The organism is Mojavia sp., from assembly GCF_059505145.1.
Window position 1 is genome coordinate 384,991 of sequence record NZ_JCACKA010000047.1, and the last position, 17,661, is coordinate 402,651.

Genomic DNA, 17,661 nt, shown 5'->3' on the forward strand with positions numbered 1-17,661 from the left:
GCGAGTGATGCAATCAATAGATTGCAAAAGGCCTGTTGACTTCAACAAGCCTAATAATTCCAATTTTGACGAATACACCTATCTATAAAAGATAAAAGGAAAGTTATGACACTAGCTATTGTTGTTCACGGTGGGGCAAAAACCATCACAGACAATAAGGTTGAAGCCAATAATGCAGGTTGCAAAGCAGCTGTAGAGGCTGGTTGGGCAGTCCTAACAAGCGGGGGTACTGCCGCAGAAGCTGTTGAGGCAGCCATTCGGGTTCTAGAAGCTGACCGAACATTTAATGCTAGTCTGGGTGCGGTTCTTAATGACGATGGGGAGGTAGAGCTAGATGCAGCAATTATGGAGGGCGATTCCTTTGGTTGGGGATCGGTAGCAGCAGTTCAGGGCGTCCGTCATCCCATCTCGGTAGCAAGAAAGATTATGGATACAAAACCCATGCTACTAGTGGCGCGGAGTGCAGAACGCTTTGCAGCTGACAATGGAGTTGAGATGTGTGCAAAAGAAGACTTAATTACTGGGGAACAACGAAAAGAGTGGGAGGAAGAACAAGAAGTAATCGATCGCCCCAATACCGTTGGTTGTGTAGCTTTAGATGCTAACGGCACTCTAGCAGCTGGCACTTCTACTGGGGGGACTACAAATCAGTTAGCTGGTCGCGTCGGCGATACCGCGCTCGTTGGCTCTGGCTTGTATGCTGATAATAAACTTGGTGCTTGCTCAACAACAGGTGATGGCGAGTCGATTATCCCGGTGGTTCTGGCTAAAACTGCGATTGATTTGCTAGATGGAGATAGACATCCAGACGAAGCAGCGCAAATGGCAATTGAGATTTTGAAATCTAAAGTTGAGGGAGAAGCTGGGTGCATCCTTTTGGATGGTCAGGGAAGAGTTGGCTGGGCGCATAACTCGTCGGATATGGCTTGTGGTTATATGACCACATCCCAAGACAAGCCAGCTGTGTTTACTAAGAAAAAGACTCTTGCTGAAAAAATTTAAAGGCGCAGCGCAATCATGCGATCGCAACATTCCAACTATGATTTAGTTTGATGTGCAACGGCTCCATAAGTCTGAGTTCTAATTTTTGCTCACCGAAGTAGTGGTCTGTCAAGTTGAAATTGCTAGGCTAAGGTTGGCGCGGCGGCACGGACAATTTCCCCACGTCACCGCGTCGATCTACACCCGTCAATTCAAAGTTGACGCACTATTAGAGCAATAAGCCAATCAATGTTGGTTTTGGGGTAAATATAGCAAACGTTAATTTCTGTCTTCTAAGTCACAATTTCAGGTTTTTTTTCAAAAATCTCGTCAAATCAACGTTTAGAATGATTTAGTTATAAATGTAACAAAATATATTATTTATGGACTTATTGATCGCGAAAAAGGGCCGCTTTTACTAGAAATCAATGCCCGTCCTGGACTTTCGATTCAAATTGCCAATCGAGAGGGACTAATACCGCGATTAGAAGCGATCGATGGCACTTTGCCAAAACTTTCGGGACTTCAAAACAAAATAGCTTTTGCTCAGGAAAAATTTGCCGTGTTTTCTAGCCACTTACTCCCGCTCTAATATTTGCAGGACTTACGCAACTGGAACAGTGAAGTGCGATTAATAGTACAAAAGTATTAAATAAAGCCAAAAGTAATACTAAAAAATAAAAGTCAGACTTAATCAGGACTTACGCAAAATTCTGAAAAAACGTAGACGCGTAGCGGTGAACCAGCGCGGTGAGGCAGTAGAGATTTCTTGCGTAAGTCCTATAGTATCTATTCTCTACTTAGTAAAAGCATCCTTGATGTTCTCAATAGTGCGTTGAACAGCATTGATGTTGTTGTCTACTGCTTTCTCTGTCCGAGCCGCATCTTCCTCTGCTCTTTTCTCAATTGTATTGCGATCGCTCTTGGCTTTGCGCTCAACAAAACTGCCATTATCATCTGCTTGATCAACTTTATTAGCGTTTTTATTTGCAGTTTGCTCAACTTTATCTGCCGCATCTCGGATGAAATTCTTGGATGCTTTAGCAGTGTCATCGAGTTTGTCTTGAACTTTATCGCCTGCGTCTGCCGATGCGATCAAGCTTGCAGCAGGATTAGCCATTGCTGAAGTATTCGAGAAAAACGCACCCTGCCAAACGAAGGTCATTGCTAAGGCACAAAACAGAGTTGTCGCTATCCAGCGTCCTACAATCGAAAGGCGTTTCGTAAAATACTTTAGTTTCATAGAATACAATCTTCATGAGATTTAGCATTCTATTTTTACTTCATTTGGTTGATCAGCTATATCGCTCTCTAGGCAGAGGTTTTACAGTCATAAGTTGTTAGACAAATTCGCTCTTTTAATAGATTCTTAGACTGTCATCCACTCAGGTGATGACACTTAAGCATTCTTCAACATATCTTAAAGCTATGCGAACTAAATGAACTCTTGAGGCTCCAAAAATGAAAAAAATTATTTCGTAGTAAAGCTAATATAACGAGTTAATTTTAATATTAATTAAATTTATAAAGGTTTGAGAGTATCTGTGCAATCCTTCTGAGGACGAAGGCGCATTACAATTTGTAACAATTTTCGAGAATAATGTATGTTGAATTATTCATTAATAGTTAAATCAAGGCTACCGCTCATTATCCTGGCAATAGCCTCGCTGACACATTCTCCAGCATGGGCAGGAACTGTTGAGACAATTGCTCAAAACCAAGAACAGCAACAAGAACAGTTAAGACAGCAGCAGCAAGAGCAGTTAAGACAACTGCAACAACAACAACGATGGGAAGAATTGAGAAGACCGCAACAGGGATGGAGTCAACAGCAGAATCAGTCGAGGCAACAATCTCAACAGCTGTGGGAACAATTTAGGCAGCAGCAAGATGAATTCAGACTCCGACAACAACAGCAGCGAGAACAATTTAGACAGCAAGATAATTTCAGACTAAGACAGCAACAACCGGGAGAACAATTTAGATTACAACAGCAATGGGAACAGTTGAGGCAACAACAACAGCAGCAGCAATTTAGACAACAACAAGGATTTTAAGTGCTTAAGGGGAAGCCAGAAGGGGAAGGGGAAGATTAAAGCCTTGGCATCCGTTTGTTCTCTATGCCCTGTTCCCTATTCCCTGTTCCCTACCCCGAAGGGGTTTGTTGAACGTGGTTTAATGAGCAAACTGACTCCTGTTGCCCAAGCGATCGAGGCTGTCCAGCCTGCAAGAATGTCGCTAGGATAGTGAACTCCGAGGTACAGCCGAGTCCAACCAATCGCCAAGACAAACAAAATCCCTAAAATCAAAACCAGCTTGCCCCAGCGAGTGCCCCATGTCAGAATTACCAAGGCGGCTACTAGGGTCATACTCGACATAGCATGACCGCTAGGAAATCCATAGTCAAATTCTGGTGCTGGTGAGATCCACAGATGAGGACGCACTCGATGCAGCAGTTCTTTTGCCGTGCGGTTAATAATGATGCTTCCTAGCAAGGTGATAACCAAGTAAGCAAGTTTACGCCATTGTCGGCGGATGAATAGACTTAATGCGATCGCAGTGGCAAGAGGAAAGACTCCCCAGAATACCCCCAATTTGGTTAGTACAGAGGCAAAAACATCTAGTTGCGGTTGAGATGTTGAGTGAATTGCTAACAGAATAGGTACATCCCACGGAAAGCCACCTTCATTTTCCCAAACCTCTTCCGCCAACTCCCCAAATACCTGTAAGGGTAAAAAGACTCCTATCAACAACAGTATTAGAGAGACACGTTGAGTTTTTGCTAGGTGCTTAAGAAAGTTGAACAAGGACTGGAGATGTCCCCAGAGATTAAAGTTAAACATTAGACTTATTGCCAAAAACCAATACTAAAAGGAACCACAGATGTACACATTCCCCCTCAACTTAGCTGCCTTATCTTAGTGCGCTTATGTTGAGGTTTTTGATGCTGTGTATTTATATCCATCTATTGATTCTATCTAGTGGATAACTTATAGCATTGAAAAAATCTCTCATAACCATAGATTATATGCAGCTAATATCAACTTTTTTTAATTGTCTTATTTGTTTAACTTCAAAAAATCCAGGTTTCAAGCCAAAATCATATTTTGGCATCAATATATTGCATAGATGCTGATCTATCTATCAAGGTTTTTGCTTCATTTCCGTGAAGAAATATAAGGTTTTACTTATATAAGCAATCTAATATTTATTTAATATTTCCTGGGGTCGAGTTAACCATTTTAGTTTTAAACCCTGTAAACTAATTTCAACAAGGTTAGGTAATGTTTCTGCGGCACACTAACTAAGTTACAGCCGAAGTTACAGCCAAAATCAAGCCAACAAAGTTTTTATCAAGACAGTAAAAGTTGCCTTCTCTTAATAGAAATGGCTGAGTTTTGCTGTTGAGATATAGATTTAATGACCGATTAATAGTGCAAGAAACATAAAGTTTCTTTTGCCTGATTTGCCATGTTTACAAAAACTTAAATTTACATAAAAGGAGATATTATGACAGAATTATTTAATCAAATTTCTCGCCGCAAATTTATTGTCACAGCCGGAGCCTCGGCAGGTGCTGTATTACTGAAAGGCTGTTTAGGAAATCCTCCTGAGAATCTAAGCAATGGTGGTGGGGCAACACAAGCAGCAGTTCAGCAAGTGGTTAATATTAGTCCTGAACAAAAACCAGAAACTACTACAGTAAAGCTGGGATATATTCCCATTGTAGAAGCGGCTCCGTTAATTATTGCTAAAGAAAAAGGCTTTTTTGCCAAGTATGGCATGAGCAATGTTGACCTTTCTAAACAAGCTTCTTGGGGTTCAGCAAGAGATAATGTAGAAATTGGCGCTGCTGGTGGTGGTATTGATGGTGGTCAATGGCAAATGCCAATGCCACATTTAATTACAGAAGGCTTAATTACCAAAGGCAATCAAAAAATTCCTATGTATGTATTGTGTCAATTAATTACACATGGGAATGGAATTGCGATCGCCAGCAAGCACCAAGGCAAAGGTATTAGTTTGCAATTGGCTAGCGCAAAGTCTGTGCTAACGCAACTCAAATCCTCAACACCCTTCACCGCAGCATTCACCTTCCCTCACGTGAACCAAGATTTATGGATTCGCTACTGGTTAGCAGCAGGCGGTATAGATCCTGATGCAGATGTCAAACTGCTCACCGTACCTGCGGCTCAAACTGTTGCCAACATGAAGACAGGAACGATGGATGCTTTTAGTACAGGCGACCCTTGGCCTTATCGCCTTGTGCAAGACAAAACCGGCTACGTAGCAGCATTAACCGCAGAGATATGGAAGAATCATCCAGAAGAATACCTGGCTATGAGAGCCGATTGGGTAGACAAACATCCCAAAGCAACGAAAGCACTACTCAAAGGCATTATGGAAGCACAGCAGTGGCTGGATAATTTCGAGAACCGCAAAGAAGCAGCGCAAATTCTGGCTGGGAGAAATTATTTCAACCTTCCTTCACCGGAAATTCTTGCAGAACCATACCAAGGCAAGTATGACATGGGAGATGGTCGCAAGATTGATGATAAATCAATGGCAGCTTACTACTGGAAAGATGAGAAAGGTAATGTATCTTACCCCTATAAAAGTCATGATTTATGGTTCATAGTTGAAAACGTTCGTTGGGGATTTTTACCCAAAGACTACATTGCTAATAATGCGGCTAAGGCAAAAGAACTTATTAATAAAGTCAACCGCGAAGATATTTGGAAAGAAGCAGCGAAAGAGGCAGGAATTGCTGCTGCTGACATCCCTAAAAATACATCCCGTGGTGTAGAAGAATTTTTTGATGGCACTAAGTTTGACCCCGAAAATCCAGAAGCATATTTGAAGAGTCTCAAAATCAAGAAAGTTAATGTTTAGTTATTAGCCAGAACCCCAATCCCCAGTCCCCCTTCGGGTACTCTTCGAGAACCCCTTCGGGGAACGCAGTCGCTCATGGGGAGCCACTGCGTTGCGCGGGTTTCCCGCGTTGTAGCAAGTGGCGTGGAAACCCCCTGCGTACCCGTCGCTGTCTCACCAGTCCCCAGTCCCTAATCCCCAATTTCAATACAGGAAAACACAGTTTATGACACTCGCCCAAAAACGCCCTGCAACCCCTAGATTTGATAATAGCTTTATATCTCGTCTGCAAAAGCAATTTCCTGACCTAATACCTCCAACGATCGCGATCGCTATTTTCCTGATTCTCTGGCAACTGTTTGCTTTAACTCCCGGAGCAACATTACCAGGCCCCATACAAGTTATTCAAGACACATGGATACTAATTTTCTGGCCATTTTATGACCGAGGTGGTATAGATAAAGGTTTGTTTTGGCAAATTTTGGCCAGTCTGCAACGGGTTGCAATTAGTTATAGCCTAGCGGCAGTTGCCGGTATTGGCTTGGGCATTTTAATTGGTGTCAATCAAACAATGTCCAAAGCTTTAGACCCCATCTTTCAGCTATTGCGGACTGTACCACCTTTGGCTTGGGTTCCGATTTCTTTAGCAGCACTAAGACAAAACGAACCAGCAGCTTTATTCGTTATTTTCATCACAGCAATTTGGCCCATATTAATTAACACTGCTGTCGGCGTTACCCAAATTCCCCAAGATTACAACAACGTTGCGAAAGTTCTGCAACTTAGCCGCAAAGAATATTTCACCAACATTCTGATTCCTGCTGCTTTACCTTATATTTTCACTGGTTTGAGAATTGCAATTGGTTTGGCTTGGTTAGCGATTATCGCAGCAGAAATTGTAATGTCTGGTATTGTCGGCATCGGCTTCTTTATTTGGGATGCTTATCAAAATAACAACGTCAGCGAAGTGATTTTGGCTCTAGTTTACATCGGCATTGTTGGGTTGCTCCTAGATAAAGCGATGGCTTGGCTGCAAAACAAAATTTTACCAGCAGAGCAGAAGTAGGGACTAGGGACTGGGGACTAGGGACAGGGAAAAAGCAGGGGAGAAAAACTTCCCCGATACCCGATACCCAATGTCCAATGCCCCAATCCCCATTCCCCAATCCCCAATCCCCAATCCCCAATCCCCATTCCCCAATCCCCATTCCCCATTCCCTAATCCCCAATCCCCATTCCCCATTCCCCATTCCCCATTCCCCATTCCCCAATCCCCAATCCCCATTCCCCAATAACTTATGTTTGTAGCTGTTGATCAAATTGATAAGGTTTTTGAATTAACCGGCGGTGGTAAATATATCGCCCTCAAAGGAATTGACCTCCAGATTAAAAAAGGTGAGTTTGTTTCCTTGATTGGTCACTCCGGTTGCGGAAAATCCACTCTGTTAAATATGATTGCAGGTTTGGATTTACCATCTGAAGGTGTAGTTACTTTGGAAGGGCAAAGAATCACCAAACCAGGCCCAGACCGGATGGTAGTATTCCAAAATTATTCGCTACTACCTTGGCGGACGGTAAGAGAAAATATTGCCCTGGCTGTAGACTCAGTAATGAAGGGGATGCCTGCTGCTGAACGCAAATCCATTGTCGAAAAACATATAGATATGGTGGGGTTGCGTCCCCATGCTGATAAACAGCCGGGAATGTTATCTGGAGGACAAAAGCAGCGAGTTGCGATCGCCCGTGCTTTAGCGATTCGTCCCAAGTTACTATTGCTAGATGAACCTTTCGGTGCATTGGATGCACTCACACGGGGGAATTTGCAAGAACAACTGATGCAAATCTGCGAAGAAAATGAAGTCACTGCTGTGATGGTGACCCATGACGTAGATGAAGCAGTGCTGTTGTCTGACAGAATCGTCATGCTGACCAATGGCCCCGAATCCAAAATTGGTGACATTCTTGAAGTAGATATCCCCAGACCCCGTAAGCGCATGGAAGTAGTCGAACACCCCAGCTACTACAGTCTGCGGAGTGAGATGATTTACTTCCTCAACCAGCAGAAACGTATTAAGAAAATCCGCGCCAGAAAAACTGCTAATATTGCCCGTCATGGCTTAGAAAAAGTTAATTTAGAAATCGGCTTTTTACCCCTTACTGCTTGCGCCCCCTTAGCAGTTGCTAAAGAAAAAGGTTTCTTTACCAAGCATGGTTTAGATGAAGTTAACCTAGTGCGAGAAAGCAGCTGGCGAGGTATCGAGGATGGTATCAGCGGCGGTTATTTAGATGCTGCTCAAATGCCTTCCGGGATGCCGATGTGGTTAACTTTGGGGGGACATAAAAACCAACCCCTCCCCGTTGTCACCGCCTTGACCATGACTCGTAACGGTAACGCCATTACCTTGGCAAAACGTTTTTACGATGAAGGTATACAAACATTATCAGACTTTAAAAAGTATTTGCTACGCACCCGTGAGCAAAGGCACACAATGGGGGTAGTGCATCCCGCATCAATGCACAACTTGCTACTGCGTTACTGGCTGGCGGCTGGGGGAATTGACCCCGATGGTGATGTGGATATCAAGACCATTCCACCTGCACAGATGGTAGCCGACTTGCAAGCTAAAAGTATTGATGGTTACTGCGTGGGCGAACCTTGGAACTACCGTGCTGCTGTAGAAGGCGTTGGCTTTACAATTGCTACAGACTTAGAAGTTTGGCTAGGACACCCTGGTAAAGTTCTTGGTGTACGGGAAGATTGGGCACAGGCTTATCCTAATTCCCACATTGCGTTAACCAAAGCTTTGCTAGAAGCTTGTCAATACTGTGCAAATCCCAACAATGCCGAAGAAATTAGACAGATTTTGGCAGGGCGAGATTATGTCAGCACTGATGTAGAGTATATCCAACTCGAAGATCCTAATAACCTTGTCTGTGATTTAGACCATCCACTGCGGGATTATGCTCATCACCAATTTTATTCTGAGTCTGCGATTAACCGCCCCAGTCGCACCGAACAAATTTGGATTATGAGTCAATTGGCGCGTTGGGGTGACACTCCTTTTCCCAGAAATTGGGTAGAAGTTGTAGAAAGAGTTTGTCGGGTGAGTGTTTTCAGCACCGCAGCTAGAGAATTAGGTTTGGATATTAGCTACACTCGCCAACCCATTCAGTTATTTGATGGCAAACCTTTTAACGCTGATGATCCAATTGCCTATCTTAACAGCCTGCAAATTAAACGCGATTTTTCAGTTGCCGAAGTCATCCTTGATGCACCAAGAAGGACAGCAGCTTAGGGAGAATTCAAAACAGGACTTACGCACCAATAACGTAATTTCGTCATTGCGACCGTAGGGAAGCAATCCCAAAGTCTTGATTCTCGTTGCGAGTGCGTAAGCCCTACAAAATTCAAAATTCAAAATTCAAAATTATTCTCACAGGTTTTAAACCTTGAGGACACTCCCAGCCCTTATTTTTCCAGACGCGAGAGCCTTTTATCTCCGTTAATGAGGCTTTTATCTTCGTTGACGAGGCTTTTATCTCCGTTAACGAGGCTTTTATCTCCGTTAACGAGTCTTTTATCTCCGTTGACGAGGCTTTTATCTCCGTTAACGAGGCTTTTAGCTCCGTTAATGAGGCTTTTATCTCCGTTAACGAGGCTTTTAGCTCCGTTAATCACTCTTTGAACCTCACTAATGAGCCTTTTATCCTCATTAATCAGTCTTAGTACCTTAACCATAACAAGACATAGGCAAAAATCTCTCTCAAACCCTCTTCCTTAGCGTCCTTTGCGCCCTTCGTGGTTTGTTTTCCCTTCTCCTTAATCGCTGCGTAACTCCTAAATCAGCTTTTGAACTTTAACCCTCAGCTTTTTAACTCCATAATCCCCATGCAAAACCGCAATTTAAAATTAAACGAAATCCCTAGAGATACACAAAGAAGAACATCAGTAACTGGATTTGGTAACCGTCAGCCTTTTCTAGAGATTAGAGACGTTTCTAAAGTTTACCCCACAAAAAAAGGCCCTTTCACTGTACTTGATGGTGTTAACCTCAACGTAGAACAAGGCGAGTTCCTTTGTGTGATTGGTCACTCTGGTTGTGGCAAATCGACGCTGCTAAATATGGTATCGGGTTTTAACTTTCCTACCTCTGGGCAAGTATTGCTAGAAGGACAGCCAATCACCAAACCAGGCCCAGATAGGATGGTTGTCTTCCAAAATTATGCGCTTTTACCTTGGCGGACTGCTTTTGAAAATATTTACCTAGCTGTTAACGCCGTTTATCCCGAAAAGCCAGAAGCGCAGAAAAGAGCGATCGTTAAAGAACATCTGGCAATGGTAGGCTTGGCTGATGCTATGGAAAAGAAGCCAATGCAAATGTCCGGCGGTATGAGACAACGTGTTTCCATCGCCCGTGCTTTGGCAATTCGTCCTAAAGTTCTAATTTTAGATGAACCTTTTGGCGCATTGGATGCAATTACCAAAGAAGAGTTACAAGAAGAACTGCTGAAAATCTGGGGTGATAATCGCTGTACAGTGCTGATGATTACCCATGATATTGATGAGGCGCTATTTTTAGCAGACAAATTGGTAATGATGACCAATGGCCCTCATGCCAAGATTGGTGAAGTGTTGGAAATTCCCTTTGCGCGTCCACGCGATCGCGCCCGGATCATGGAAGATCCACAATATTACCAACTACGTAACTATGCCTTAGATTTCCTCTTTAACCGTTTTGCCCACGATGATGTCGGCTAGAACGTTCCCTGAGTAGCACACAGGCCAAAAGTCAAAGGGTAGAAGTCAAAAGTTTTACCTATTTCTTTTGGCTTTTTTTGTAATTTGTAGCAAAAACTTTGTTGTCTGGGGATCATAAACCTATAGCAATATATCAAAATCGCAAAATTTCTATAACCCACGGAAGATTTAGACACTTGCAGCAGTTTCTAACATCGGGGAATATGCTTTACCCTTAAAATTGCAATTATGGAATCGTATGACGTTGTAATTATTGGTGCTAGTCACAATGGCTTAATGTGCTGACTACCTCTTGAAAGCTGGATACAGTGTCTTTTTACTAGCCTTGTGCATTCCTAAAATCTTTTCTCACTATTGGGATAGATTTTTTCAGCTAGAGCGTGTCTGTAAAGTAGTATAGCAATCCGATTTGATTTCTGAATCACTCGTAGAGGTAAGGGACTGGGGATTGGGGACTGGGGACTGGGAAGAAGGAATAAAGGTGTACTGAATTTTGTTCAAAAATCAAATATGAGTCCTATATCAATCAGCTTTTGGTACATAAACCGAATCAATTGCAAACTTTAACAATTTCATAGACAGGCTCAATTAAAAATAGCTATAGCTAAACTGAAGCGTATTAATTTAAAAAGCATATAGCAATCCGATTTGATTTCTGAACCACTCGTAGAGGTAAGGGACTGGGGATTGGGGACTGGGGACTGGGAAGAAGGAATAAAGGTGTACTGAATTTTGTTCAAAAATCAAATATGAGTCCTATATTAAAAAAAATTTCTAAACCTCGGCTCTATTTTTACTTTTTTGTAACTAATATATAACATTATGACTTCTAGAAAACGGTCTAATTCTAACAAAACTCCTATTCTCAATCAGCATCGACAACAATCTCAGAAGACAAATAAGAGCGCAGCTAATCAAACAGTGTCGCCGCCAAATATATCTTATAGTGTTGCCCATGCAATTCCTGGACGTATTCGTTTTCGTATTCCTCGAATAGCCAAAGATTCTGAGTATGCCAATAAACTCAAGCGAGTAATAGAATCCGACTCTCGGACTACGAATGTTCGTGTTAACTCGACGGCTGCATCTATTGTTATTCATTATCAACTAGGCGGAATTTCAGATGACCAAATGCGATCGCATCTGGTAAATCTGATTCAAACCGCCCCAAATGTAACTTTGCCTGCCCAAGTAACGGCAAAATCAATAGCAACAGCGGTTTTTGATGCTCTAATTAACTTGATTGACAGTACACGTAACATCAACCAAGCACGTAACGCTATTACACATCACCAGTTTAGAAAAGACAGATGGGAACGGTTACTCACAAGCGCGAAAGCTTTTGTTAAAGGGCTGAAATCTACTGCCAATTTCATCTTGCCCGGTAAGCGATCGCAAACGCAAACCAGCCCTAAACAAGTAAGCTTACAGCCAGCGCCGCTGTAATAGAGTGCCTTTCATCCTTTTGATGTCAGCTGCAATTGCCTTTGTGCTGCTAGTGCGATCGCCTGTGGTAAAATTCGATGTTCCTGAATTTGAATTCTGGCATGAAGAGTTTCTGCTGTATCATCCGGGAGAACTGGCACAGCTGCTTGCATTAATATTGGGCCGCTGTCCACTTCTAAACAAACTAAATGCACTGTACAGCCAGTAATTTTTACACCAGCAGCCAAAGCTTGTTCCACAGCATGAATTCCCTTAAAACTGGGCAACAAGCTAGGATGAATATTAATAATTTTGTCGGCAAAGGCATCAATTAATACTGGCGTTAACAGTCGCATCCAGCCTGCCAAAATCACCCATTCGACATCATACTGCTGCAATGTCTGCACAACTTGCCCGTCAAACTTAGCGCGGCTTTTGTAGTCACGGTGATTTAATAAAACCGCTTCTACACCCCAATTTGTAGCCCGTACAGCAGCCTTAGCCTCCGGGTTATTATAAATTAAAACTTGAATTTGGGCGTTTAGCTGTCCTGCTTGGATAGCTTGAGCAACTGCCTCAAAATTGCTACCATTCCCAGAAGCCATAATTCCCAGTTTTAGGGGAGTGCTGGGTGTATGGTTGCTAGAAATGTCTGGTGAAATGAGGCTAGCAGTATCTAGAGTGAAATTTTTACTCATAAACGAGGGTCAATAATTTTAACATTTTCCGGCAATTTGGCTGTGTCGGAAACTTTGGTGAATAGCGTCGCTGTTGGAGAAAAAGTTTTAGGCCGGGATTTGCCAGAATCAGTATTATCTAATTGCAACCGTAGTTGATTATCAGCGGTAAATTCAAAGATTGTCAGCACTGGTTCTGGATTCTTGGAGATGGTGATATTTAGATGCATAGGTTGTGGTGTCGGGTTAATGCTGTATTTCACTTCGACAGCCACAGGATTCTGAGAATTGGGCGAAAAAATATATAATTTACCTTCAGGCGAGAATATGAAGTTTAAGGCGATCGCAGATGAAGGGTCTTTAGCTTGCCATTGTCCTAATATTTTCTGGGCAATAGGCTGCAAAGGCTGATTTGGTTGAGATGGCTTTGGGGTCGGTGCTGTTGTTGGTTGACCTAGCACAGTATTATTGAGTGTCATCAATAATGCTATAAATACGCTAGAGGTCAGAACTTTACCAGCAATGGTGAATTTGCCAAACTGGGGAAAAATTTTCAGCATTTGTGTGAGCCACTAAATTGAAAGGATCTTAACAGTACCTCTGCGTAGAATCACACTCTGCCGATATTCAATAGCTAACATTGCCATGAAAGCATCACGTTTGTTTCGTATGCAGCTGCTTGATAATGATACAGTTGCCGCTTGGATTTTTCTCACACCAGCGCTGATTTTATTGAGTGTGTTTATAATTTGGCCGATCGCCTATTTGTTTTACCTCAGTTTTACCGCTGGTAGTTTCACATCCACAGGCACTTATCTAGTAGGCTTCAAAAATTATTGGCGGTTACTATTCAATAGCGATTTCTGGCAAGTTCTGGGTAACACTATTTATTTTACCGTTGCCACCGTCATTCCCAGTTTAGTTATTCCCTTAGGGTTGGCAGTACTATTAAATCGTTCCGTTCCCTGGCGAGGAATTATGCGGAGTGCTTACTTCTTACCTTCAATTATTTCCCTTGTAGCGGCAGGTTTAGGATTTCGCTGGCTGTTTCAAACCTCCGGGCCAGTAAATGCATTTTTAGGTTTTTTTGCTATTCCATCGATCCCCTGGTTAGGAGATACTTTTTGGGCTATGCCTGTACTCATTTTATTGAGTATTTGGAAACAACTCGGTTTTAATATGGTGGTATTTTTAGCAGGTTTGCAAGCAATTCCTCCCAGTCGCTACGAAGCTGCGGAATTGGATGGCGCAAATGGCTGGCAACAATTTTGGCACATTACCTTACCTGGATTGCGACCTACTTTAATATTTGCGATCGTCACCACTGCTATTTTTACTTTGCGGGGTTTTGAGCAAGTTTATGTGATGACTGGTGGCGGCCCACTAAATTCTACAAATTTATTAGTTTACTACATTTATCAAGAAGCCTTTGGTCAATTTGATTTTGGTTACGCAGCCGCAGCAGCAACCGTATTGTTAGCAGTGACGTTAGTGTTTGTGTATTTACAGTTGCGAACTTGGGGCGAAGAGTAATATTACAGATGTTTTCACGTCAATGAAAAGTCTTTTTTGTTTCGCGCATAGACACGGGGTGGTGAGGCAGTGCGTTGGTGAGGCAGCGACGGGTACGCAGGGGGTTTCCACGCCACTTGCTACAACGCGGGAAACCCGCGCAACGCAGTGGCTCCCCATGAGCGACTGCCGAAAGGGTTAAGCGACTTGAAGCAACTGCCGCTCGCGTAGCGTATCCGTAGGATTCACCCGAAGGGCTTCCCGCAGGGTAGGCGCAAAGGCGCAAAGAAGTAGGTTGCTCTTTTATCAAGGAGTGTTTGATACTCGTGAATGAGGAAATAGAAACCGCAAAGCAAAACAAGAGTCACACCAGATTCTAATTTTTCTTCACCTGCCAATTTTAACAATTATAGGACTTACGCACTGAAGTCTGAAACCCTGATCCCCCCTAACCCCCCTTAAAAAAGGGGGAACGTCTAAAGCCACGCCACTGAGGGAGTCGCTTAACCCGCAAGGGCGCAGTGGCTCGCCTTTTGAAGGGGGTTGGGGGATCTGAGTGCGTAAGTTCTGGACTGTTTTTTCCTGGTAAGCTTTAGCTCAGGCACATCATCAATTAACCAACAACATTGCAAAGGGCACAGCAGTGCTGTGCCCCTACATTCTGGGAAATTTATTTTTTACTATTCCCTTAACTAACTACGGCTTCTGCCTTTTCCTTCACGGGTGGTACATAAGGTCTTTCTGCACCTTGTGCGAGATATTCTGCTAGCTGACTTTCAATTTGATCGCGCACAATTTGGCGATACTCTAGAAAATGCTCGTTGTGGGCACAAGCAGCGAGGTAATGATCGGCAACTTTGGGGTTATGCTTGATGATGCTAAATAAGTGATGCCAGAACTTCCAGCGGGTTTCGCGTTTGATGCCTTGTCGCCAGATTACAATCAACAGCGCTTTAATTACTATCAACTCTGGCATTTTGGCAGGTGCTTTCCAGCTTGGCCCACCCATCATCAAGAAGCAGCGATAAGTACGATCCAAATACTTTACTGGGTCGTATAAAGTACAGAATGCTTCAATATATTCTCTAGCAATATCTTCCAGGGGACGAGTAGCAATAAAGTTCATCAAGGTGGTCTGGTTGATGTTGCCGTCTTTGTTTTCCCGCAACCTACCTTCTTTTTTCAGACGATGCCACAACGCTGTATTGGGTAGCGCTTGCAACATGGCGAAGGTAGTGGAAGGAATTGCAGCTTGTTCAGCAAACCGGACAATGCGATCGCCTGCACCTGCTTTTTCGCCATCAAACCCGATAATAAACCCAGCCATTGGGCGCAATCCGGCTTTGATGATGCTTTCTACCGCCTCAGTCAGAGAACTACGGGTATTCTGAAACTTCTTCGTCATTTGCAAGCTATCTTCATCTGGTGTTTCAATACCCAAAAATACCGCCGCAAAACCAGATTCAACCATCAACTCCATCAATTCTGGGTCTTGTGCTAAATCAATTGAAGCTTCGGTGTCAAACTTGAAGGGATATTGATGTTCTTGCATCCAAACTTTTAACTCTTTCAGCAACAATTTCACATTGCGTTTGTTGCCAATAAAGTTGTCATCCACCATGAACACACCCCGTCGCCAACCTAACTCATAGAGATAATCTAACTCTGCCAACAGTTGGGCTGGTGTTTTGGTGCGCGGTTTACGACCGTAAAGAACAATGATGTCACAGAATTCGCACTGGAAGGGACAACCCCGCGAAAACTGCACCGACATCATGTCATAGGCATCTAATTCTAATAAATCAAAGCGGGGTACTGGTGTGCTTGTCACATCTGGTTTTTCAGCAGTGCGGAAAGTACCAGATCTATCACCACGTTGAATTGCCTCAACGAACATGGGCAAAGTGATTTCCCCTTCATCGAGAATCAGAAAGTCTGCGCCAACGTTCTGCACGTCATGGGGTGTGGAGGTGGGATAGGGGCCACCCACGGCAACTAACTTACCACGCCGTTTTGCTTCTTTGATTTGGTCTAGTAAATCTTGTTTCTGGACAATCATTGCGGAGAAAATGACTACATCAGCCCAGTTCCACTCTTCCTCAGTCACCGGGCGGATGTTGCGATCAACTAGCTTATATTCCCATTCTTGAGGCAAAATTGCCGCCACTGTCACTAAACCCAAAGGTGGTAATAAAACCTTGCGATTAACTAACTCCAGAATTTTTTCGTATGACCAAAAGGTTTTAGGAAATATTGGATACACTAGTAAGACTCGCATACAGTATCAATCCTCACACTTTGATTGTTATCCCACTTTAACGAAAATAAAGACACATTGACTTTTTATCTAAGCAGCTTCAAATGTTCGCTAATATTTTTTTCTTATCCTAAATAAAAGCAATATCATAGGATTTCTATTGGATTTTTGAAATAGATATAGTTGCAGGGTGGGCATTGCCCACCTAAACTAATAAGATTTAGTACTTTTAACACCACTAATTTTTAAAACATCGCTCATAGTTGCACAATAATTTGGTAACCCAAAACTGGCGGGATTAATTACCTTTTCGTAAGTAAAATGCCGATAGTTCATACAGAATCTATCCCAAGCCGCCATTTGAATGCGGAACACGATAATAATAAAATTGGCTAATGATAGAGACAGGGGAATGCGAAAGTAAATTTTTTTACCTAAATAGGCGCAGACTTCTTCTACAGCTTGGTTAACAGTCAATTGCTGTTGACCTAAAACAAACTTGCGAGGTTCCCGCTCGCTGGGTGGATGCTCTATTAAATATCGCACTGTGGTAGCAATGTCTCGGCCGTGGATAAAGTGGAAACTACCATCGGCTTGCAAAAACCGAATTATGTTAATATATTTTGTGACTTCTGGGATACCCGATGTTAAATGGGAATAGGGCTTTCTATCATCGCCGCCTAAAACTAAAGTGGGAAAAACTGTGGTAATTTTGGGTGCGATCGCTAATTTCGGTAACTGATGCAAGCACTCGTATTTAGAACTAATGTAATCTGTACCAATTTCCCCAGCTTCTTTGAGTGGTTGATTGTAACGATCCAAAACGCTAGCAGTAGAAAAATAAATTACCTGTTCGCATCTATCTGGATCTAGCAACTTCAGCAATTCTAGAGTCTTGTTTACATTAATATTAAATGTTTCATCACCGCCCCAAGCTGTTGCTGTGAGTACCGCAATATCAATTGTTGACAGCAATTCAGCAAACTGGCCAATTTGTTGCATATCGCCTTGCAAAACAGTGATACCTGGACGCGCCTGAGTATCAACTTGCAATTTGTTTGGGTTTCTCACCAGTAAATACAACTCGTGATCAGTTTCTTTAATTAAGGCTTCAGCTAGGTAGTGACCTATACAGCCACTTGCACCAGTCACTAAAATCCGTTTCTGGCTCATAGAAA

Annotated in this window: 17 protein-coding genes; 9 read left to right on the forward strand and 8 right to left on the reverse strand. The window is 42.8% G+C overall.

Features of this window, described 5'->3' with window-relative positions:
* The first annotated feature begins 105 nt into the window (after positions 1–105).
* A complete protein-coding gene (locus tag AC5JL8_RS08835; protein ID WP_495879399.1) occupies positions 106–1,002 on the forward strand; it encodes an isoaspartyl peptidase/L-asparaginase family protein in 897 nt (298 codons plus the stop codon).
* Between the two features lie 370 nt (positions 1,003–1,372).
* Positions 1,373–1,573 (forward strand): sugar-transfer associated ATP-grasp domain-containing protein, encoded by a 201-nt coding sequence (locus tag AC5JL8_RS08840; protein WP_495879568.1) that lies wholly within the window; start codon positions 1,373–1,375, stop codon positions 1,571–1,573.
* 204 nt (positions 1,574–1,777) lie between these two features.
* Here AC5JL8_RS08840 and AC5JL8_RS08845 read toward each other — a convergent pair whose 3' ends face one another.
* Complete coding sequence (locus AC5JL8_RS08845) at positions 1,778–2,224, reverse strand: hypothetical protein (protein ID WP_495879400.1); 447 nt, start codon at positions 2,222–2,224, stop codon at positions 1,778–1,780.
* A 361-nt stretch (positions 2,225–2,585) separates the two neighbouring features.
* On the opposite strand from AC5JL8_RS08845, the gene AC5JL8_RS08850 reads away from it, so the two are divergent.
* Entirely contained in the window at positions 2,586–3,038 is a 453-nt protein-coding gene (locus tag AC5JL8_RS08850) for a hypothetical protein (RefSeq protein ID WP_495879401.1), read from the forward strand.
* Positions 3,039–3,113: 75 nt separating this feature from the next.
* On the opposite strand, the gene AC5JL8_RS08855 is transcribed toward AC5JL8_RS08850, so the two are convergent.
* Complete coding sequence (locus tag AC5JL8_RS08855) at positions 3,114–3,824, reverse strand: phosphatase PAP2 family protein (RefSeq protein WP_495879402.1); 711 nt, start codon at positions 3,822–3,824, stop codon at positions 3,114–3,116.
* A gap of 667 nt (positions 3,825–4,491) precedes the next feature.
* On the opposite strand from AC5JL8_RS08855, the gene AC5JL8_RS08860 reads away from it, so the two are divergent.
* Together AC5JL8_RS08860 and ntrB are read left to right on the forward strand one after the other, a co-directional pair.
* Positions 4,492–5,874 carry a CmpA/NrtA family ABC transporter substrate-binding protein gene (locus AC5JL8_RS08860; protein WP_495879403.1) on the forward strand — a complete coding sequence of 461 codons (1,383 nt, stop codon included), beginning with the start codon at positions 4,492–4,494 and terminating at the stop codon, positions 5,872–5,874.
* 205 nt (positions 5,875–6,079) lie between these two features.
* Complete coding sequence (gene ntrB, locus AC5JL8_RS08865) at positions 6,080–6,919, forward strand: nitrate ABC transporter permease (RefSeq protein WP_495879404.1); 840 nt, start codon at positions 6,080–6,082, stop codon at positions 6,917–6,919.
* A gap of 3 nt (positions 6,920–6,922) precedes the next feature.
* Here ntrB and AC5JL8_RS08870 read toward each other — a convergent pair whose 3' ends face one another.
* Positions 6,923–7,117, reverse strand: coding sequence for a hypothetical protein (locus AC5JL8_RS08870; protein WP_495879405.1), 195 nt, complete (start codon positions 7,115–7,117; stop codon positions 6,923–6,925).
* A gap of 34 nt (positions 7,118–7,151) precedes the next feature.
* Between AC5JL8_RS08870 and AC5JL8_RS08875 the strand changes: the two genes are divergently transcribed.
* Complete coding sequence (locus AC5JL8_RS08875) at positions 7,152–9,149, forward strand: ABC transporter ATP-binding/substrate-binding protein (RefSeq protein WP_495879406.1); 1,998 nt, start codon at positions 7,152–7,154, stop codon at positions 9,147–9,149.
* Between the two features lie 173 nt (positions 9,150–9,322).
* On the opposite strand, the gene AC5JL8_RS08880 is transcribed toward AC5JL8_RS08875, so the two are convergent.
* Complete coding sequence (locus AC5JL8_RS08880) at positions 9,323–9,592, reverse strand: hypothetical protein (protein WP_495879407.1); 270 nt, start codon at positions 9,590–9,592, stop codon at positions 9,323–9,325.
* 150 nt (positions 9,593–9,742) lie between these two features.
* On the opposite strand from AC5JL8_RS08880, the gene AC5JL8_RS08885 reads away from it, so the two are divergent.
* Positions 9,743–10,612, forward strand: coding sequence for a nitrate ABC transporter ATP-binding protein (locus AC5JL8_RS08885; protein WP_495879408.1), 870 nt, complete (start codon positions 9,743–9,745; stop codon positions 10,610–10,612).
* An 822-nt stretch (positions 10,613–11,434) separates the two neighbouring features.
* Complete coding sequence (locus AC5JL8_RS08890) at positions 11,435–12,058, forward strand: HMA2 domain-containing protein (RefSeq protein WP_495879409.1); 624 nt, start codon at positions 11,435–11,437, stop codon at positions 12,056–12,058.
* 11 nt (positions 12,059–12,069) lie between these two features.
* Here the strand turns inward: AC5JL8_RS08890 and purN are convergent, their stop codons facing one another.
* The gene (gene purN, locus AC5JL8_RS08895; RefSeq protein WP_495879410.1) at positions 12,070–12,735 is read right to left on the reverse strand and encodes a phosphoribosylglycinamide formyltransferase; all 666 of its coding nucleotides are present in this window, start codon (positions 12,733–12,735) and stop codon (positions 12,070–12,072) included.
* Positions 12,732–13,274 carry a hypothetical protein gene (locus tag AC5JL8_RS08900; protein ID WP_495879411.1) on the reverse strand — a complete coding sequence of 181 codons (543 nt, stop codon included), beginning with the start codon at positions 13,272–13,274 and terminating at the stop codon, positions 12,732–12,734. Before AC5JL8_RS08900 ends, purN begins: the two co-directional genes overlap by 4 nt.
* Positions 13,275–13,359: 85 nt before the next feature.
* On the opposite strand from AC5JL8_RS08900, the gene AC5JL8_RS08905 reads away from it, so the two are divergent.
* Positions 13,360–14,247 carry a carbohydrate ABC transporter permease gene (locus AC5JL8_RS08905; protein ID WP_495879412.1) on the forward strand — a complete coding sequence of 296 codons (888 nt, stop codon included), beginning with the start codon at positions 13,360–13,362 and terminating at the stop codon, positions 14,245–14,247.
* 667 nt (positions 14,248–14,914) lie between these two features.
* Here AC5JL8_RS08905 and AC5JL8_RS08910 read toward each other — a convergent pair.
* Both AC5JL8_RS08910 and AC5JL8_RS08915 read right to left on the reverse strand, forming a co-directional pair.
* The gene (locus tag AC5JL8_RS08910) at positions 14,915–16,504 is read right to left on the reverse strand and encodes a B12-binding domain-containing radical SAM protein (RefSeq protein WP_495879413.1); all 1,590 of its coding nucleotides are present in this window, start codon (positions 16,502–16,504) and stop codon (positions 14,915–14,917) included.
* 189 nt (positions 16,505–16,693) lie between these two features.
* A complete protein-coding gene (locus AC5JL8_RS08915) occupies positions 16,694–17,656 on the reverse strand; it encodes an NAD-dependent epimerase/dehydratase family protein (RefSeq protein ID WP_495879414.1) in 963 nt (320 codons plus the stop codon).
* Between the last annotated feature and the right edge of the window lie 5 nt (positions 17,657–17,661).